Annotated in this window: 12 protein-coding genes; 7 read left to right on the forward strand and 5 right to left on the reverse strand. The window is 39.8% G+C overall.

All coding sequences use genetic code 11. The annotated features are described in order from the left end of the window. Nucleotides 1–43: 43 nt before the first annotated feature. The 4 genes from CL667_07610 to CL667_07625 all read right to left on the reverse strand — a co-directional run bounded on the left by CL667_07610 (nt 44) and on the right by CL667_07625 (nt 10,009). The gene (locus tag CL667_07610; protein ID MAL17562.1) at nt 44–6,145 is read right to left on the reverse strand and encodes a hypothetical protein; all 6,102 of its coding nucleotides are present in this window, start codon (nt 6,143–6,145) and stop codon (nt 44–46) included. A gap of 486 nt (nt 6,146–6,631) precedes the next feature. Continuing rightward, complete coding sequence (locus CL667_07615; protein MAL17563.1) at nt 6,632–8,479, reverse strand: hypothetical protein; 1,848 nt, start codon at nt 8,477–8,479, stop codon at nt 6,632–6,634. A 27-nt stretch (nt 8,480–8,506) separates the two neighbouring features. Next, a complete protein-coding gene (locus tag CL667_07620; protein ID MAL17564.1) occupies nt 8,507–9,229 on the reverse strand; it encodes a hypothetical protein in 723 nt (240 codons plus the stop codon). Between the two features lie 249 nt (nt 9,230–9,478). Further along, a complete protein-coding gene (locus CL667_07625; protein ID MAL17565.1) occupies nt 9,479–10,009 on the reverse strand; it encodes a hypothetical protein in 531 nt (176 codons plus the stop codon). 1,061 nt (nt 10,010–11,070) lie between these two features. Here CL667_07625 and CL667_07630 point away from each other — a divergent pair. The 7 genes from CL667_07630 to CL667_07660 all read left to right on the forward strand — a co-directional run bounded on the left by CL667_07630 (nt 11,071) and on the right by CL667_07660 (nt 19,064). Then, nucleotides 11,071–12,510, forward strand: coding sequence for an Asp-tRNA(Asn)/Glu-tRNA(Gln) amidotransferase GatCAB subunit B (locus CL667_07630; GenBank protein MAL17566.1), 1,440 nt, complete (start codon nt 11,071–11,073; stop codon nt 12,508–12,510). Between the two features lie 61 nt (nt 12,511–12,571). Continuing rightward, a complete protein-coding gene (locus tag CL667_07635) occupies nt 12,572–13,891 on the forward strand; it encodes a hypothetical protein (GenBank protein ID MAL17567.1) in 1,320 nt (439 codons plus the stop codon). Nucleotides 13,892–13,904: 13 nt separating this feature from the next. After that, nucleotides 13,905–14,672 carry a triose-phosphate isomerase gene (locus tag CL667_07640; GenBank protein ID MAL17568.1) on the forward strand — a complete coding sequence of 256 codons (768 nt, stop codon included), beginning with the start codon at nt 13,905–13,907 and terminating at the stop codon, nt 14,670–14,672. A 3-nt stretch (nt 14,673–14,675) separates the two neighbouring features. After that, a complete protein-coding gene (locus CL667_07645; protein ID MAL17569.1) occupies nt 14,676–15,953 on the forward strand; it encodes a phosphoribosylamine--glycine ligase in 1,278 nt (425 codons plus the stop codon). 199 nt (nt 15,954–16,152) lie between these two features. Next, on the forward strand, nt 16,153–16,914 hold the full coding sequence (locus CL667_07650) for a hypothetical protein (protein ID MAL17570.1): 762 nt from the start codon (nt 16,153–16,155) through the stop codon (nt 16,912–16,914). A 2-nt stretch (nt 16,915–16,916) separates the two neighbouring features. Next, the gene (locus tag CL667_07655) at nt 16,917–17,912 is read left to right on the forward strand and encodes a hypothetical protein (GenBank protein MAL17571.1); all 996 of its coding nucleotides are present in this window, start codon (nt 16,917–16,919) and stop codon (nt 17,910–17,912) included. 90 nt (nt 17,913–18,002) lie between these two features. Next, entirely contained in the window at nt 18,003–19,064 is a 1,062-nt protein-coding gene (locus CL667_07660) for a hypothetical protein (GenBank protein ID MAL17572.1), read from the forward strand. Between the two features lie 82 nt (nt 19,065–19,146). Here CL667_07660 and CL667_07665 read toward each other — a convergent pair whose 3' ends face one another. Beyond that, nucleotides 19,147–20,865, reverse strand: a complete 1,719-nt coding sequence (locus CL667_07665; GenBank protein MAL17573.1) for a DUF885 domain-containing protein — start codon at nt 20,863–20,865, stop codon at nt 19,147–19,149. Nucleotides 20,866–21,005 lie beyond the last annotated feature (140 nt).

Consider the following 21,005-nt stretch of genomic DNA (forward strand, 5'->3'; position numbering starts at 1 on the left):
AGTTAGTTAAACTATTACTAAATCAACCTATAAATAAAGCCTATCATTTCACAAGAATCATTTTCCGGGTTTGAACATAGTCTCCGGTAACAATTCTATAGATATACATACCACTTGAAAGGTGAGAGGCATCGAAATTTACCTTATGGTAGCCGGCTTTCATTTTTTCATTTGCTAAAGTAGCTACCTTTTGCCCAAGCAGGTTGAATACTTCCAAACGAACATCTACAGCTTCTTTTAAGCCAAAACGAATGGTTGTTGTTGGATTGAAGGGGTTGGGGTAGTTTTGACTGAGTTCAAATTCTTTTGGAATACCGGCAAGTAACTCATTGGCAGTGCCTATGTATTTTTCTTTAACTGCAAATACAAAATCTGAAAACGATGTTAAACCCGTAACTAAGAATGTGTTTTCTACGGAATCAATGCGAATATTTGCCCCCAGATCTTCAATGCTTATCCATGATGAATCTTCATTTGCTCTTTTAAGCACGGTTAGATCCGAATAATTCACGGTATCTAACTCAAATCCTTCCAGGTCGAATGTTATACTATATTCAAAGTTAAGAGGATCATCGGATGCGGATTGCACCTCTGCTGACCAATAAAAATCCCCCATCAACGTGGATATGCTATCCGGAAGTTGCTGATCTTCATCTATAAACTTTTTGCTAAATGTTAAATCAAATACACTTCCGGAATTATCATTAATTATATAGAGGTATATACCTAATGATTCCAAAATGTATCCTACGGCCCCTTTATCCACAGAAATTGTTTCAGAAGCTATAAATTCAATTTCGATCTGTTTAATTAATGAATCTGTTCCGCCTTCATTGTCTGTGACTTTAAGAAGTACATTATACGTTCCTTCTTCAGTAAATAATAAGGAGGGTTCCCTTTCTGTTGAAACGGAATCATTACCAAAATCCCAGTACCACTCACTTATGCCTCCAAATGGATCTTTATGGTCGGATGAAGAGTCAGAAAATTGCACCTGTAAACCACTGGCTGAAAGTTCTTTATCTGAGACTCCAAAGTTTGGTATAGGAAGATCATTTACCGCTTCGACAATAATTTCAACGGTGTCTGTTGCAGCGTATCCATCTTTATCTCTCGCTGTGAGATACAATGTTGTTGAACCGCTTGAGTCGGGGGTAGGGTATAAATAGAGTGTACTTCCCTTTAAAGTGTCTGTCAGGGCTATTCCCGTACGGCGTACATCATAGGTAAGGCTGTCATCTATAGCTATATCTTCATCAGTAAAAAGAGTATCAAGGTCTGCATACTCGAAAGAAGGAAAGTCTTCCTGCAGCGATTCGGTTTCAGGTAATCGAAATGTACTGACCGGGAAGTCAATAGTATATGAAACTTCAAGTATCACATTGATGGATGCCGAGCTTCCATTGCCATCAGATGCCGTTAATACCAATTCGTAGGTTGCCACATCACTTTGGCTTGGGGTTCCGGATAAGGTTAGTGAATCAGCATCGAAAGTAAGCCATTCCGGTAAACTTTCTCCCGCTTTCGTACTCATTTCGTAGGAGAGAGAGTCACCATCTGAATCAGAAAAGAGCGATATCGGAAATTCTACATTTTTCTCAACGTCTTCTTCTGCTGTGATATAGAACGTTTCTGATGTGGCTGTTACGTCATCATTAGTGTTTATAACAGTAATGATAAATTCATCAGTGGCTGTATATTGGCCATCGCTGGCTTCAGCAACAATGGTTACGGTACCAACGTGAAGGTTTTCGGGGGTCCCGGAAAGTGTTAAATTTTCATCATCAAACGACAGCCACTGGGGTAAGCTACTGATGCCTTTTTTATGAACTTCGTAGATGAGATTTTTGTCATCTTCATCAAAGAATACCGAGCTGATACCCAGGGTAAATAAATCATCTTCTATGGCTGTGGTGTCAGGAATTGGGCTTACCACTTCCACCGAATCATTGACGTTGTTCACATATAGTTTAAATGAACTTGTAGCACTGTATTCACCGTCAGAGGCGGTTACTTCAATTTCAAACTGATAGATATCTACCTGCTCTTGCCGGGCTATGCCACTGAAGGTGTTTGTTTGTGGGTCAAAATTTAGCCATTCGGGCAAATCCGTTTTCCCTTGTTCTGTTGCTGTATATGTAAACGGTTCTCCATCCGGGTCGTAAAAATTGGTGGTATCCAGAGGGAAAGAAAATGCCGAATCTTCAATCACATGTTCAGGATTTATATCACCAAGGAGTATGATATCATCATTAATATTATTCACCTTAAGGAAAAGAGTATCTGTAACAGATGCTCCTGAAGTATCTGTAGCTGTAACAGGAATAAGAAAGTTTCCAAAGTAATTAGTGAAAACAGTTATTTTTAGCTCAGTCTCATCATTTGAATTCGTCTGAATACTGGTGCTTAGAGTATCTTCAACCGTTCCTGCCGTGTAAGTTAATTCATCAGGAGTAAACGAAGCATCTGAAGGAACAACCTGATCAACATTATAATCGGAAAAGATTGTATCCAGTTGAACAGCTACAAATTGAGGAGAGTCTTCATCGACTGTTATGGTGTCTATTTTATTGGATAGCTGAGGTTCATAACTGATCAGTCTTCCATCATAAAAATCCCAGTCGTCATTATTGATGATATCAACTTTTTCGTCATATCCGGCCAATGTATGTTGAATCCCGGTTGCCCTGAAATCTATATTATCCTGTAAGTCTAATGCGGACCAACCAATGAGCAAAGAATCATAATTTGCTGTTGAAATGTTGGATTCAGAAATGAAATATCCGAATACCGTTACATTCGAAACATCCCAGCTTCCCAAATTCTGGTTGAAAGATTCCGCCTGATCAAACATGTTAGCCATGGTTTGAGCAGAACTTACATTCCAACTGCTTAGGTCTTGATTAAATGAAGCGGCGCCGGCAAACATGGTGTTAAAATTTTCGACTGAAGAAACATCCCAGCTACCGATATTCTGATTGAAAGCCCCTGCGCCAAAGAACATCTCAAACATATTTGTTACTCCGGAAACATCCCATGCGCTGATGTCTACATTGAACAGATCAGCTCCTTTAAATAGTGAATTCATGGAGGTTACATTCGGAAACGACCAGTTACTGATATCGCCGTTGAAACTCGTTGCTCCGTTAAACATAGAATTTAGAGTGGTAATGGTATTAAGTGTCCAGTTTGGTATATCCTGATTAAATGCAGTCGCATTTAGAAACATCCATTTTATATCGGTGACATTACTCATATCCCATTGATCGATGGGACTGTTAAAGGCTGTATTATCTCTAAACATCCCCACCATACTTGCAGGGCCAATATTCCAACCATTCAGGCTTTGATTGAATATGTCATTGTAAGCAAACATGTAATCCATATTGGTTACAGAGGAAACGTTCCAGCTGCTGATATCCTGGTTAAAAGCGACCGTGCCCCAAAACATCTCAGACATATTTGTCACAACTGATACATTCCAGCTACTGATATCCTGATTAAAAGCCTCGGATTCCCGGAACATGCCTTTCATATTAGTTACTGACGATACATCCCAGCTGCTGATGTCTTGATTAAAAACCTGAGCTTTCTGAAACATATAACTCATATCCGTGACGGAAGAAATATTCCAGGAACTAATATCCTGATTGAAAGCTGAGGTGCTGTAGAACATATGGTCCATATCCTCCGCACTGGCTACATTCCAGCTTCCTATGTTCTGGTTAAAAGCATCATTATTAGCGAACATGTACCAGAACTTTGTAACGGAAGATACATCCCAACTACTGATATCCTGGTTGAATGAGTCAGCATTCTGAAACATTGAAGACATGTTGGTAACATTTGAAACATCCCAAGAACCGATATCCTGGTTAAATAATGAAGCTCCGGCGAACATTCCACTCATGCTTTTTACTGAAGAAACATTCCAGCTACTTATGTCTTGGTTGAAAGAGGAAGCACCAGAAAACATAGAGCTAGCGAATTCTAAATTACTCATATTCCAAGTTGTAATATCTCCGTTAAAAGATTCTGCACTATGGAACATCCCAGACATATTTGTGATGGTTGACACATTCCAGTTGCTTAAATCACCGTCAAAAAGTGTTGCCCCTCTAAACATATTATCAAGACTTGTAACCAATGTTAAGTTAGGAGCATCCGTAGCATTATAAACCATGTTTTCAGCTCCTTGGAATGCTTTTTCGAAACTCTCCCAGGGAACCCCACCCCATTGCTCAATTGACTTGAGCTGAGCCGATTGGGAATTGAGTAGTACATGTTTAGGAAAGATCCCTGAAATTTTCACAGTATATGTACCAGCTGAAGAATAAGTGTTGCTAATAATAGGGTTCACACCGGAAACAGTTTGATACTTTTCTACCGTGCCATCCCCCCAGTCGATGGTAAATTCATAATCGAAGTTTTCATCAGTTTCCATTTCCAGATAAAGATTAGAAGCAGGAATCTCCCATGTTGTGATGAAAGGTTCAGGACAAACCTTTTTATCTCCGGAAATGGTCCAGTTGTAGTTGTCAATTAAAGACTGCCTTGCGGATTCACTTTCACAGTACCAAACACCGGAGCTTCCGGTACCACCGGAAGCTGATCCAAGGGAGACATTACTTTGAAGAGAGGGTAAGCTATTCCAACCTATTAATGTTGAATCATAATTTGCCTGAGACATACCCATGTTTTCAAGCATCAAATACATATCATTTACAGAAGAGACATCCCAATTTCCTAAATTTTGATCAAAAACATCGGCCCCCCTGAACATCAAAGCCATGCTTGTTACCTCTGACACATTCCAGCTGCTAATATCTTGATTAAAGGCATCTGCAAAATAAAACATTGCAGTCATATCCGTAACCGAAGAGACATCCCAACCTCCAATGTTCTGGTTAAAGACACCGGCCCCATGAAATGTGTAACTCATATTAGTTACAGAAGATACATCCCAACTGCTAATATCTTGATTAAAAGTATCAGCAGAATAAAACAATCTAGTCATATCCGTAACCGAAGAGACATTCCAGGCTCCTATATCTTGATTAAAAATAGTGGCATCTGCGAACATGTTTGCCATGTTGGCTACGGAGGATACATCCCAACTACTAATGTCTTGATTATAGTTACTGGCATTACTAAACATATAGCTCATGCTTTTTACTGAAGAAACATTCCAGCTACTTATGTCTTGGTTGAAAGTATGAGCTCCATAAAACATTTTACTCATATTTATAACGTTACTGACATCCCAACTACTAATATTGCCATTAAATGCACCGGCATTCTCAAACATTTGACTCATGCTATTAGCAGATGAAACAATCCAGCTATTTAAATTCATATTGAATGAATCATTATCCTTAAACATCCCAATGAAGTCAGAGACACTTGAAACATCCCAGGAACTGATATCCTGATTAAATGAATCTGCATTCTGAAACATATAGCTCATAAAGGTGACTGAAGAGACATCCCAGCTACTTATATCTTGATTAAAAGCAATTGCATCTGTAAACATATATCTCATGTTGGTTACGGAAGAGACATCCCACCCAGAAATATCCTGGTTAAAGGATTTGGCTCCATAGAACATTTGCGACATATTGGTAATAGTTGATACATCCCAATTACTAATATCAGCATTCATAGATTCAGCCCCATAAAACATTGACGCTAGTGACTGAACCCCAGATAAATCAGGGGCATCAGTAGCATTAATGGTTAGGTTTTTGGCATCCCTGAACGCATATTCTAATGAGCTCCATGAATAATCACCCCATTGTTCAATGGTTATGAGTTTCTCAGGATTTGTATTGGAAAAATAATCGATGTTCGGAAAGGCACCCGTTATTTCTACGCTATATGTACCAGCTGAGGGAAACGTTATGGTCACATCTCCTGTAAGTGATGAAAGTGAATCTTTATTACTGCTATTACCAACTTCCTCCCAGTAGATATCGTAATTATAAAACTGGCCATTGGTGTTAATAAAGATCTGTGTGTTACTGGTATTTCCAGGATTATCAGTCTTCCAGGTAGTAACAAAAGCGTTTTGTGCTTTTAGGTTGGTTCCAAACAGCAGTAAAAGTTGGGTGATAATGATAGTAGCAAATGTTTTATATGCAGACATGGTATAGGTATTATGTAACTTGAAAAAAGAATGCCAAATGCATCTTGAAGAGAAGTGTTAGTAAGTAGCAAGCACGAGCTCCACTATAGAAAATGAAGGCTGTCTTAAGATGACATTTATATCCGTCTAACCAGATTGTGATCCCAACGCCTGTCTATCAATAACCCAAATAATCAGGATGAATTGGAAATTTAGAAAGTCCCAAAAAGATTGTACCCCGAAAACCCAAACCCTTTTCGGTTGCCAATTATGTTGATATACTAAGAGCGTTATAAAACGAACCTTGCAATATTTTTGGCAGGTATTCCTAATAGATTATCAATAATTGCTTTACTTCTTGGTAAACCTTCTTTAAACAGTAAGATTGATAGGCGTATTATATGTTTGTTTTAGAGAAGAAGGAGGCTTGAAAAGCCTGATTTTTGCAAACGACCAGGTTCAGGGCATGAACATGGTTCTAATATTCGTGAACAACACTTTGATACCCTAAAATTGAGGCAGGAGAGATATAGTTACTGTTACGTGATAGCCGGCTTCATCTTTTTTTGTGTCCATGCTGCCCGATTCGCCCAGCAGAGTTCGAATGATTGTTTGCCCAAATCCTTCACCAGAAGATTCTTCTATGGCGCCGGTTCCGTTATCACTTAACAACAAAATGAGCTGGTTCTTACGCTTTTCAATATTGAGTTTCATTTGCGGATTTTGGTTGCCGAGAAAAGCATACTTGATACAGTTGGTTACAAGCTCGTTGAGTATTAACCCGATAGGAATGATTTTTTCAATATCCATTTTCAGAGAGGGCACTTCCATGATGGTGTGCACTTCTTTCCCTTTATGAAGAGTTTGCAGCAGTATATCGATCAATTCTTTTACATAGTCCTCCAAATCTATTTTGGATAAATACTCCTGTTTGTACAAATGTTCGTGAATCAAACCAATTGATTTAACCCGGTTTCTGGTTTGAACCAATACCTCCTGAGCGGCATTATCTTCAATTCTCCTATGATGCATGTTTAAAATGCTGGAAATGATTTGAAGGGTGTTTTTCACCCGATGATGAATTTCGGCGGTACGCTCCGACACCTTTTTTTCCAGTACTCTATTTTGGTTTTGGATAATCGAAAGTTTTTCAGCCTGTATTTCTTCTTTCTCTCTTTTCAGGGTATTGAACCGGTCGGCAAGGGCGAGAGAAAACATAAATACTTCAATCGCGGTACCAAAATAAATCGCATTTCGGGTTACAATATTGTAGGGAAGCCAGCCATCCAGAGTCATGAAGAATAAGAGGAAACTTAGGTTAGCAAACGTCCAGCCCAGCACATAAAAGCGGGCATTTTTATGCCCTTTGAAAAGCAAATAGATTCCGGACCAAAGCAGCGACAGATATAGCGAAACAACCCCAATTTGATAGTAAGGAACAGCTATTACATGGGAAGGCACTCCAAGCAATGTCAAAATGGGGATTACAAAACTCAAAAATACTGTGATCACCCACACTGAAATATTTAAGTAAGGTGCCTGATTTTGCAAATCCAGGTATTTTGTGGAAAACAGGCTGGCAAAGAAATGGAAGATACTTCCCCACAAAAAGTAGTTTTCTAACCAAAACGGGTTGTTCGAAAAAGGATAATGATTGGAAAAAGTAATCGTGATTGTCATCGTAATCAGGTAGGCAATGTAGTAAACATAAATGCGATCTTGTGTGGCCAGGCCAAGGAAAAGATTATACAAGATCATGATGATCATTAAACCTATGTAACCGGCTGTCAAAAAATCATGTTTTTCTTTTTTCTTAACAAGGGCAGCTAATGTGCCTGCATAGAATGGCAGCTCTACGCTTAACCCGGAAGCAAAGCGAAGGTAGTAGGTTTGAGCTTTACTGGTTTGTTCATCAGCAAGCCTGAGCCAGTAAAAGTTAACAGGAAACTCTTTAGTTGTTTTTGGCCGCATAGACCCCGTTAGAACAGAGTCGACATGATTTCCGGCGCTGTCCGGCCGAAAGAAATCAAGTTGATAACTGGCATTTGCACCAGCCTCTATCCAAATTGGTTCTGTAGTTTCGTTCTGGATAGTAAACTTAAACCAGATAGCATAATCATTTGATGGAAGTGTGAATACTTGTTTATCATGGGGTTTGAATTTTTTCTGATTTTCTGATTTTAAAATCTCAGAGATTGGTAGTGATGCACTTGAGTCGATAAGAAAGGACACATCACGGCCAATATTTATTAGTTTGCCCGGATCTGATATGGTAATGACTTCCTGACTACTGGACTGACCAACAGCAACACAAGGTATAAGTATCAGAAAAAAAAGAGCCCGAATATTCCCCAAAATAGTTTGATTTATCGGTTATGCTGACTATATAAAATAGTCGCTTAGATCATTTAAATTTTCTTTATAGGCCCTGCCAATCGGAATGGCTTTAGAATCGATAAAGACATGCTTCGAATCAATTTTTGAAATGCAATTCAGATTTACTGCATAGGAACGATGTACCCGAATAAATTTATCTTCTCCCAGGTGTTCTGAAAAATAGCTTAGGTTTTTTGCTGAAAGATGAAATTTTTCCTTTGTGTATACCTTGGTATAACTACCATCAGCTTCCAGATACAGGATCTTTTCCAGTTCAATTTTTTCAAATTTATTCCCGGTTTTTAAAAAAATGAAACCGCCAGACGAGGAAGGAACAGACTTTTTTTCTTGGTAAGTCTGTGCAAGGTGTTTATTAAAGGCTAGTTCAATGGCAATAATCAAATCTTTCTCGTCAAAAGGTTTAGTCAAAAAAGAAGATGGGGTGGTCGCGTAAGCCTTTTTGAGTGTTTCGGCATCTGAGTTGGCCGAAAGGTATACAACCGGGATGTGGTGAGAGTTGAAGTCTTTTACAAATGAAATTCCATCTTCCTCACCTTTTAGTTTTATGTCAACTAAAATTACATCCGGCTTTTGGGAAAGGAAGAGTGAACGTGCCTTTTCTGCACTTTGTGCAACTCCCAAAACTTCCATTCCATTCTGAGTTAACACCTCTGTTAGATCCCTTGATGTGATTAGGTCATCCTCTAAAATCAAAACTTGAAGCTTCATCTAATCCTAACTGAATTTCTGTAAGAATCAATTTTACCATTTCACGACCCTGTAAAATGTTTAAACAAATACTAATCGCTACTTTAAGATTGAGATAATCTAAGCCCGGCAGTTAAGCAAATCAAATAAGGTTTTACTTAATCAGAAATCACCACATTTGACAATTAAAACCAAAATTGCTGGTAAATTTAGTGTTAGAATAAATCTAAACTACAGTATGAGTGTCGATTTTATGGGATTAGTTGCTGATCATTTCAACAGCAACATCTTTTTGGTCATAACTTGTCCCGCCGTCTCTAAACGATAGAAATAAACCCCGGAAGCTAAGTTTCCAGCATCAAATGTAGCTTGGTAACTTCCAGCTGATTTCCGTTCCCCATTCACCAAAACTGCTACTTCTCTTCCGGTGGTATCAAATACTTCCAGTTGTACCAAGCTAGTTTCGTTTAACTGGTAGGAGATTGTGGTAGTTGGGTTGAAGGGATTAGGGTAGTTCTGATGAAGTGCTGTCGGCGTAGGGTAAATAGGTTGAGGCCGATTGAGGGGCGAAAGACGTTTCAAAGAAGTAGTCTCTTTAGATTCTGTATTTACCTCTAAGAGCTCTTTTCGGGTAAGAACATAAAGCAGATCAGATTCAGGTTTTTTGTAGAGACCGGTAATTTCATGTTCAGTAGTTATAAACTCTGAAAAAGAATCTCCAAAATTTTGGCTTATCAAAATGGTATCAAGTGTGGATAAGAATATTCTATTTGGTGAAAAAGGGTCTAAGCTAAAATTCATATAATTTCCTGACCAAAGGGTATCTATTAAAATCTCATCGTCAGTTTCATGCAATTTCAATAAAAGTTGGTCAACGTTTGAGGAATCGTTGAAACTTAAGCCCAAAAAAGCTGATGGGATTTCATTATTAAATTGAAAGGTCCAAGATTGAGAAGTGCTAAAATTTACACCAACTAAAGAATCTTCATCTGAATTGCCTGAAGTAATGAATAGAGAGTCATTACGATGGGCTATATAAGATCCTGTGTAAGAATTAACATCATAGATAATAAAAGGAAGGATTTTAGAATTATTGATTGTGTTTGAAGTAATACGCCCATCTCGATCTTCCCATGCTGAGTCCGAGAGAGAGACAAAAATAGATGAATTCAAGTCTGGATATAGTTCATGTATCAATCTTACAACTACGGATTGATTGATTTGATCGAATATAATTTTTTGGTAGCTATAATTATTTTCCACATAACCTGAATGTGAGTATAGGTCTACCTTATTATAATCTTGATCAGATAAAGAATAATAACTGCTACCCATTCCAAAACCATATCCCAAATAGATAATGCTATCCGGGTTTGAGTTTATGAATATGTAATCAAGAATTTTGTCGTTGACCCGTTCACATACCGCAACTGTTCCTTCAAGTCCGATAAATGATTCATTAAAGACCTTATTAGAATAATGGATAAAACTTTTAGTTATCAACTCAGAATCAGGATCAGATGCACATTCAGATGGTTCTGAAATATTTTTTTTAAAAAATAAATGTGTAACCCCACTCGAATCTTCCATTCCTTTAAGCTCATGGAAATACTGCTCTAGAATCGTGGTTTGGGCGAGGGGGAATGATGTTCACAAAAAGCATAGTGAAAAGATTAGTAGCAACTTCTTCATAAGTAATAGTCTTAACTTCATTTAATGTAATGGAACTCAGCTAAATATGCATCTAAAATTTAAAGGGGAGAGGTTAATCCATTTTAGAATAAACTTTCAAAACTAACCGTCAACTTTAATATCTTTCAAGCTCTGAAAAATCCTGATAGACAAAATTTTTAATGAGCACTATTGCCCACGAGAAGTACGAGGCGGTGATTGGCCTCGAAGTCCACGCCCAGTTATTAACGCAAAGCAAGGCTTTTGCACCGGTTACAATCGAGTATGGCGGATCTCCAAATACACAGGTTACCCCGCTTTGCTTAGGTCACCCCGGAACGCTTCCGGTTGTGAACGAAAACCTGGTTCGTTACATCATTAAGATGGGACTAGCCACCGGTTGTGATGTAGCTAAAAAATCTATTTTTGCCCGCAAGAATTATTTCTATCCTGATCTCCCTAAAGGCTACCAGATTTCTCAATTCGATACACCGATCTGCTTTGATGGTTTTGTGGATATCAGCCTGGAAGAATATGATAAGCGAATTGGGTTGACCCGCATCCATATGGAAGAAGATGCCGGGAAGTCCATTCACGATCAGGATCCCTATAATACACTGGTTGACTTAAACCGTGCCGGAACTCCATTGATTGAAATAGTATCGGAACCTGATTTACGCACTCCACAGGAAGCTTATGCCTACCTTTCCAAGATCAAGCAGATTGTTCAGTATCTGGAAATCTGTGACGGAAATATGGAAGAGGGAAGTTTGCGTTGTGATGCCAACGTATCGGTACGTCCACGTGGACAAGAAAAATTAGGTACCCGAACGGAGCTCAAAAACATGAACTCGTTCCGTAATGTTGAGCGAGCCATTCATTATGAAATTTATCGTCAGATTGAGCTGATTGAAGAGGGCGGGGAAGTTGTTCAGCAAACCCGTTTGTGGGATACTTCCAAAGAGCAGACCCGTGCAATGCGTTCCAAAGAAGAGGCTCATGATTATCGGTACTTCCCTGAGCCTGATCTACCTCCTATTATTGTGACTGATGAGATGCTCGCTGAAATAAAGGAAGAGCTTCCTGAGTTGGCAGATGTGCGTAGAACCCGATTTATCGAAGATTATGGAATGAGTGAAGATGATGCGGTCACCATTACAGACAGCCGTTATCTCGCTGATTACTATGAGGAAGTAGTTGAATATCTCGGAAACCCGAAGTCTGCATCCAACATTGTGTTGAGTGAAGTACTTAGAGTACTGAATGAAAAAAGCATCGATATTCGTGAGTTTAGTATCTCTGCAAAAAGAGTTTCTGAGTTGGTTAAACTCAAAGAAGGTGATAAAATTAATTCTTCAGCTATGCAGGAAATTTTCAATGCGATGCTGAATGAAGATAAAGAGCCGGAAGAGCTTGCCAAAGAAATGAACCTGATTCAGGTTTCAGATTCCGGTTTCCTTGAGCCGATTGTAGATGAAATTATTGCGAATAATCCCGATGAGGTTTCACGGTATAAAGACGGTAAGAAACAATTGATTGTATTCTTCGTTGGTCAGGCTATGAAAGCCTCAAAAGGCAAAGCAAATCCAAAGTTGGTGAAAGATTTAATTTCTAAAAAATTAAACGACTGAAAAAACAGTCTTTAGGTTCATAATGAAACAATACATTCTACTTTTAACTGCTGCTTGTTTAATGACAGTAGCTTGTTCTAACGAACCAGAACCCCTCGAAACTGTGGTGAGCGGTTCTTTTACAGTTGCTGATTCCCTTGATGAAGACGGAGATTATTCCGGTGTCGGGTTCACTATTGTAACTCGCGATTCTTCAAATGCCATCTTAGACACTCTTTTCAATGAAGTCACGGATAAGTCCGGTAAGTTTGAAGGCACGGTTCAATTTCCAGAGAATAAATACTATGCGCTTTTTATAAGTCGTAATGATATTGATTTAGGAAACATTGGGGTAATTCTTGCTGACAATGATAGTCTTTTCATCAGTGGAGAACTTCCGAACTTAAACGAAACACTTACGCTAAGTTCTAACGAGCATGATGCGATGAAAACACTGGCCCGGGTTGATAGAGGTTTCAACAGAGTCAGTGCTTTTGCGCGCAGTGGAGCTCTTGCGGATTCCCAAATATTGGATGAAGTGAAGAAGTGGACAGATTTGTACTGGGAAGTTTATAATAATCACGAAGGTACTATTGCTTCTTACCTTGCTGCTGAGAAATCGGCGGATCTGTTAAATCAATGGAATAAGGATGAGATGCTTAAACGTATTGACGAAGCCCTTCCTGCAGAATACATGATTTCGGTTGCCTTGAATTTGGCTAAGCCATATATCGCCGAAACAAAAGGTTTTGATGCTACTTCTAAGTATTTAGATTCCTTAGCCAGAATTAGCAATAGCGAGATAGCGTCTGAAGTCGTGAAGCGTGATAAAATCATGATGTATTTTGATAGCTCTCGGGTTAAGGAAGCGAAGGGACTTTTAGAAAACTATGAAGCCGATTATTCTTCACCTTCCTCAAAAAAATGGGCACGTAGAATTCGCTACGACCTGAATTATCTGGCGCCCGGAGTAACAGCTCCCGACTTTTCCTTTATTACCATGGAAGGTGACACCATTTCCAATGAGTCGCTAAAAGGTGAAGTGTTTATACTTGAAATCTCACCATTAGCTAATTCTGAGTATCAAAATGACTATGACCGGACCATGGTTATTCACGAGATTTACAAGAACTACGGATTAAAAATCTTCACTATTCCTCTAGACCAAAGCGAATTTACCGTAGAAGGATTTTTTGAAGCACGGCGTAAAGTATGGTCAGTGGCAAAATTAGGATCTTTTGATGTACAGAATATCATTCAAAAATTTAATGTAGTTCAGATTCCCACCCGTTTTCTGATAGATAAAAACGGAACTCTGATTCGAAAGTATGAGCGTGGAGAATTCGAAGAAGTAATTCAGGGACTCAATCAAGCCTTTAAAGACAATAACTCACCAAGCTAAAAACTCACTCATTATGCGAAGATTTTTAATAGCCGGTAATTGGAAAATGAATTGTGGCCCATATGATGCGGCTGAACTACTCGAAGGACTGAAGGCTAAAAAAGCTGAAGTCAACGAAAATGTTGATGTCCTGGTTTGTCCTCCCTTTGTCTCCATTGGGATGGCCGTTAACTATCTGCACGATACCGACATTCAGGTGGGTGCTCAGAACCTTCACTTTGAAGAAAATGGCGCTTTCACAGGAGAAATTAGTGGAAGTATGATCGCTGAAAGTGGCTGTAACTATGTAATTATTGGTCACTCTGAACGCCGACAGTATTTTGGCGAGACCGATACCACGGTAAACAAGAGAACCCATAAAGCACTAGAGCATAAATTGGCTCCTATCGTTTGTGTAGGGGAAAGCCTTGATCAGCGTAAATCAGATAAACATTATGAGTTGGTTAAAAATCAGGTAACTGCTGCTCTTTTCAATATTTCTGAAGAAGACTTGTTGGATGTTGTGATAGCGTATGAGCCAATTTGGGCCATCGGAACAGGCGAAACAGCTTCTCCGGAACAGGCACAGGAAATGCATGAGCATATCCGTAAGATTATTGCTGAACTATATAGTCAGGATGCAGCCGATCAAGTTAACATTCTGTATGGCGGGAGTATGAAACCTGCTAACGCTCATGAGCTCCTAAGTCAGCCTGATGTAGATGGCGGACTAATTGGTGGTGCAAGTTTAGATGCTGACAGCTTTTCTGAAATCATCACAATTGCTGAAGAACTGGCCTAAGCCATGAAATACAATGTATTGTTACTGGGAAGTGGCGGACGAGAGCATGCGCTTGCGTGGTCCATTTCTCAATCTGCCCAGCTAAATAAACTATTTATCGCTCCCGGAAATCCCGGCACAGCTTCCATTGGAGATAATGTACAGTTATCTGCATCAGACTTTGATCAGGTTTGGGAGTTCATAGAAGCTAATGATATCAACCTCACCGTTGTTGGGCCCGAGCAACCTTTAGTTGACGGAATAGTCAACTTTCTGGAAACGAAGGATCACCCCGTTTTTGGACCCAAGCTCCAGGCAGCTATGCTGGAAGGGAGTAAGGAATTCGCTAAAGAATTCATGGAGCGTCACAACATTCCCACCGCTGCATACAAAGTTTTTGATCAAGATGATTTTGATGAAGCAGCTGCCTATATCAAAAAACAGAATAAGTATCCGGTAGTATTAAAAGCGGATGGACTTGCGGGCGGTAAAGGGGTTTTTATTCCGGAATCAGAAGCTGAGGCTATGGAAGTTCTGGAAGAACTCAAGACCAGTAATTCACTGAAAGAGGCTGCCAGCCGTCTTGTCATTGAAGAATTTATGGTAGGAGAGGAAGCGTCCGTTTTTGCAATTTCAGATGGTGATTCCTATAGAATAATTGGAAATGCCCAAGATCATAAGAGAATCGGTGAAGGCGATACTGGACTCAACACCGGTGGAATGGGAGCTTATTCGCCGGCGCCTATTGTGACAGATGATATTCTTGATCGTGTAGAAAAAGAAATTATTGAACCTACCATCTCGGGGATGAAGGCGGAAGACAATCCGTATGCTGGAATTTTATATTGTGGATTGATGATCACCGAAGACGGTCCCAAAGTGGTAGAATATAACTGTCGATTTGGTGATCCCGAATGTCAGGTAATTCTTCCGAGACTTAAAGGCGATATGCTGCGGGTCATTGTTGCTTGTACACAAGCTTCCCTTGAAGAAGTCCCGATTGAGTTTGATGAAGAAGTGAAGTGCTGTGTGGTATTAGCTTCCGGTGGATATCCTGAATCCTATGAAAAAGGAAAAGTCATCACCGGTTTAGATGATGTTAAAGGAGCAATGATCTTTCACGCAGGAACCAGAGCAGAAGAGGAGCAGATACTAACGAACGGTGGACGAGTACTGAACGTAGTTGGCTCAGGAAAAGATCTTCAAACAGCCATTGATAACACCTACGCTGAAGTCAAAAAAATAACCTTTGACAAAGCCTACTACCGAAGCGATATTGGGGCAAAAGGCCTCAAACATTAGAATATTGAATATTGAACCACGAACACTGAACATTGAATGTTATTCTCTACGAAAAAGTGTTCGTTGGTCTAAAGCATTTCCATTAAAGGGTCCTCAGCTTCTACTCGACTTCCACTCGTTCCGACCGTTCTGCGTCGGAATTAACTGTTTTATCACTCTTACAGTCTTTACTGCAATTCTTTTTCTGCAAAGCTATTCCTTGCAAGCGCAGTCCTTACAGGAGATTTACTCGGGCCTTGAAAACGCCACATCTTTGTATGTGACCCAGAATGAGATTTATGTAGTTGAACAAGGGAAGAATCGATTACTAAAGCTTGATCATACCGGAAAGTTACTTGAGACCATCGGTGGCAAAGGTTCCGGAAATTACCAGTTCAGCAAGCCCATTGATGTAGATGCTACCAATGGGTTAAAGGTATTTGTGACGGATTACAATAATCGAAGAGTACAGGTTTTTGATAAACGCGGGCAGTATTTGAGCAGCATAGCCGGCAAAGACACCTTTGGAAATACCCGCAGATATAATCCAACTCAGGTTTCAGTCAATGGACTAGGAGAAGTCTTTTTTGTAGATGAATCCGAAAACTATATTCGCAGGTTTGACCTGGATTCTAATCTATTGGATGAATTTAAGATTCCGTCTGAGATAGAATCGGTAGATGAAATGAATGTGACTTCAAGAGAAATATTGATCTTAGATAAGAAGTCCGCCACTATTCATCGTTTAGCTTTGAACGGAAGTTACCAAGGGTTCTATTTAGCTGAAGGTGTACAAGCTTTTTACGCTCGTTCACAGGTAACATGGAAAGCATATTCCGGGTATGTAGAAGTCGAAAATTCTTCAAAGCAGATAAAGAAAATCCAATTAGATTCAGAAGTGATGGCCAGAGACCTAAAGGTCACCGACAACTTTGTCTACCTTCTTACGGAGAAAGAGTTATTCCGAATTTCAATTCAGTAGGTATGATCAGGTCGGAAGAAATCTTTAACGAAAGTCATTCTTTTGAGGAAAAAGCACTTCATGTCTTTGAGTTTCAACGATCCAATAATCCCGTTTATAAACGTTTCTGTAATGCTTTAGAGATGGGTGAAGTAAGTTCTATCTCAAAAATCCCGTTACTACCGATCCAAGCCTTTAAAGATGCTGAGGTGATAACTGCCACTGCTAATTCAAAATCCAAAATCCAGAATTTAAAATTTCAAAGCAGCGGGACCTCAGGGATGAGCCGAAGCACACACATCGTTTCAGATCCAGAGCTATATCGGCAGTCAATCATCAAGGGTATGAACCAGTTTTATGATCTGGATGAATACGTGATTTGGGCTTACACACCCGGGTATATTGAAAACCCAAATTCCTCATTAATCTGGATGTTGAATACTTTGATTGAACGAGAAAATTCCGGTATGAGTCGGTTTCTAAAACTTGATCAACATTTGGATAAACAAGAGTTAGATTTGGTTCAAAAGTCTGGAAAAAAACTCATGCTTTTTGGCGCAGCTTTTGGCCTGCTGGATATCTTAGCACGACAGGAAATTCAGCTACCCGAAGATTCTATAATTTTGGAAACGGGAGGGATGAAAACACATCGCAGAGAAATTACTAAAGAAGCTCTGCATCAGAAATTAGCTGAAGGATTTGGTCTTCCAAAAACACGGGTTCATTCTGAGTACGGAATGGCGGAATTGCTGAGTCAGGCTTACAGTCAGGAAGGGCAATGGTTTAAATGTGTGCCGTGGATGAAGGTGAGTATCAGAAATCCCAAAAATCCAATGGAAGAGGTAGAGGTTGGAGAAGAAGGCTTGATAGGCGTGATGGATTTAGCCAACCTTTATTCCTGTTCATTTATACTCACAGGCGACAAGGGAATTCAAAGAGAAGATGGAAAATTCCAGGTGCTTGGAAGATGGAATCCTGAAAATCTTCGCGGCTGTAATTTCTTAATCGATCAGGATTGAGCTGATGTTTTATATAGCAAAAATGAAATTTCTAAAACTCGTTGTCATGCTGAACTTGATTCAGCATCTGATGCGGTTTGATAATTAGCAATGACAGAAGTAAATCTGAACAAACATATTTCCAAAATACAGAAGGCTGTAGAGGAATGGCTGAGTCAGGAGAATCAGGTTCTCTGGAAAGCCGTACAGCAAACTGTTGATGATGGATTGTTCAGTCAGCACGATATTGAATTCCAGTTATCTGTTCTGAGAGAAAATATCGCAAATGGAGATATACGGGAATGGGTGAATCGGTCAGAGTTGAGTGATGAGCAAAATGCGAAAGGACAAAAAGTACTCTGCCTTCATGCCGGAAATTTGCCCTTGGTTGGATTTCAAACCGCGTTAGGAACCATCCTCTCCGGCGCTGAATATTATGGAAAGCTTTCCCGAAAAGACCCATACTTATTAGCATCGTTTCTGGATGAAATGGAAAATATCTTGCCTGAGCAAAAGATTCACTATTCAACAGATCTGGAAGAATTTGCAAACCTGAAAGCTGATAAAGTCATTTTTGCCGGATCTGAAGAATCGGTCTCTGAGGTAAAAGAAAAAGTTCGGGCTCTAAAAGCAGCTAAAGAGAATGCTGAATACATCATCCGCACAGCTAAATTTTCCATTGCTTATCTGGATGAATGGAATGAAGAAATAAAAGCAAAGCTGGTTGAAGCCATGCTGAGATACTGTGGCAAAGGCTGCCGATCAGTGGCAGTAGTAGTATCTAAATTTGGTTTGAAAGAGGTTAAAGAGGAGTTGGGCCATGCAATCCAGGAATTCTGGAAAGAAAACCCTCAGCATCAAAAACCGGCTCCCGATATAAAATACCAATATGCTTATAACGAGGCAGTTCAGAGAAATCAACTTTGGCTTGAAGACTTTTTAATACAAGAATCTGAAGAACTACCTGAGATTGATTTTACGGTGAACTGGGTGAAGGGAGGAGAGGATAAAGTCAAAGAGTTAAAGGCTTCTTTTGGTAAGAAACTACAGTCGGTTTATATAACTGGAGAAGATAGTGACGTTTCAGAAATCGAGGAGCTTTCAAAAGCTCAACGCCCGCCTATTTTCTGGAAGCCGGATGGGGTGGATGTTATCAAAGAGCTAGTCAAGTAAATCTTACCCATCCCATAAATCAAGGTTCAAAAAAAAAGTGGAACCTTGATTAGAAGGATTTTTGGATTGCCATGATTGGTTTTTACATCCCCTCAATATAATCCCCAAACTTCCAGTTCGATTTGAAGTCGTTAGTGAGTCCCTGATCCGTCATTAATGCTTTCACCATGGCAACAGGAATACTTCCATTTTGCAGGATAAAATCATGGAATTCTTTTTCACTCATTTCTCCTGATTCTACCAATTCCAGTCGCAAAGAATAAAACTGCATGGCACCAACCATATAGGCGATTTGATACAGCGGTCCGTAGTTACCTTCAAAAGATCGGCGGACTTCAGCCTCCGCATTGGCATATTCATGGCCGACTTTATCCACGAGGTAGTCAATACATTCCTGTGGGGACCAATTTCCTAAATGATAGTTCAGAGAAAAAACAATTCGGGCAGCCCGGTGCATTCTCCAGTACAACATGCCAATTTTGTCTTCCGGATTATTGGGGAAATCTTTTTCCCAAAGAACAAATTCCCAATACAAAGCCCAGCCTTCGGTCCAGAAAGGGGTGCGAAAATTTTGGCGATGGGTTTCGTATCGGCGGTTCATAAACTGTTGCAGGTGGTGTCCGGGAATCAATTCATGATGAACAACGGCTTTCGAAAAGTGAGGGTTATTGCCACGCATACTCATCATTTTTTCATCATGAGTCATAGTATTTGTAGGGTAAGCAATACGCACAACTTCACCGCCTAAAAAGAAGGGGGCTATTTTCTGCCATTCCGGACTTAACATCACCATTCTCCAGCTTTCTTTTGCAACAGGAGGGATGGTTAACAGGTCTCTTTCTTCCAAAAAAGTAACGGCTTCCTCGGCAAGATCCTTAACAAGAGGCGGTTGCTCTCCGGCCGGCACATACGTTTTTTTGACGTGCTCCAAAGCTGCCTTCCAGTCATCGCCATACCCAATTTCGCGAGATGCTTTAAGCATTTCATTGTACGTCCAGGCATATTGCTCATTGGCGATATCAATCAGTTGCTGAGGATTGTAGGAAATCATCTCAAAACCTAATCGTCTGATAATTTCTTCTTCCCCAATCGGGCTTCCCACGATTCCGCTTTCATCGGTCTGCTCTTTCTCCTGATCAAAGTGATTCTGAACAGCCTCTTCATATTCTTCGAGTGATGTTTCTAAGGCATTGAAAGGTTCTTCTACCCACCAGGTAAAGTCAGGATCGTAGCCATAATAGAATTCATAAGCCTCTTCGATGGCTTCTCTTCGTTCTTCAATGATATTGGCTAGAAAGCCCGCATCTTTTTTTGAGAAGACGGTGGTGTTTTTCAAAGCGGCATGTAGAGCTTCGGTTTCAGTATTCCACGCATTGAACCAGTTCGCTACTTGTTTGCCTTCCATAGAAACGCCGGATCTTCTTTGGGTAATGAAATCCATAACGGATTGGGGGGCAGGGATATATTTTTTGAGTTCATTAAATCTCTTTTGATCTGCCTGAAGGAAATACTGAGAACGTTCGAGGTCGTTTTTTAAAAGGAGGTAGTCAACTTGAGAAGATCGATCCAATTCGCGAAAATTGATTTCACCTAAGCGGTTCAGCCAATCACTATATAAATCAGAAAAGCGGGATATATACTGCTCTGAATGTTCAACGGCATACTTTCTTGAAAGAGCTCCGGCATCTTCACGATAGATGGTAATTAAGTCTTCCACTGAAGACGATACCTGAGCTGATAGCTCTTTTTGAGGAGTGAATGCCAGAACGGCGGCGACTGAGAATAGAATTAAATTCTGCATAGATAAATGATAGCTTGAAAATTGACTGATCTATATAAAGAAAAATATAGCAGAACTGCTATGGATGGGTGTAAAATGATTTTTTTCAAAGAAAAGAAATTGAGGTAATCATTTAATCCTACCAATCAAGTTCAAATACC

This window comes from Balneola sp. (assembly GCA_002694685.1).
Classification (GTDB): Bacteria; Bacteroidota; Rhodothermia; order Balneolales; family Balneolaceae; genus Gracilimonas.

Bases quoted from the DNA above. Each gene is read 5' to 3' on its own strand.
- CL667_07610 (MAL17562.1), bottom strand. From the start codon at position 6,145: ATGTCTGCATATAAAACATTTGCTACTATCATTATCACCCAACTTTTA.
- CL667_07620 (MAL17564.1), bottom strand. From the start codon at position 9,229: ATGAAGCTTCAAGTTTTGATTTTAGAGGATGACCTAATCACATCAAGG.
- CL667_07625 (MAL17565.1), bottom strand. From the start codon at position 10,009: ATGAATTTTAGCTTAGACCCTTTTTCACCAAATAGAATATTCTTATCC.
- CL667_07635 (MAL17567.1), top strand. From the start codon at position 12,572: ATGACAGTAGCTTGTTCTAACGAACCAGAACCCCTCGAAACTGTGGTG.
- CL667_07640 (MAL17568.1), top strand. From the start codon at position 13,905: ATGCGAAGATTTTTAATAGCCGGTAATTGGAAAATGAATTGTGGCCCA.
- CL667_07645 (MAL17569.1), top strand. From the start codon at position 14,676: ATGAAATACAATGTATTGTTACTGGGAAGTGGCGGACGAGAGCATGCG.
- CL667_07655 (MAL17571.1), top strand. From the start codon at position 16,917: ATGATCAGGTCGGAAGAAATCTTTAACGAAAGTCATTCTTTTGAGGAA.
- CL667_07660 (MAL17572.1), top strand. From the start codon at position 18,003: ATGACAGAAGTAAATCTGAACAAACATATTTCCAAAATACAGAAGGCT.
- CL667_07665 (MAL17573.1), bottom strand. From the start codon at position 20,865: ATGCAGAATTTAATTCTATTCTCAGTCGCCGCCGTTCTGGCATTCACT.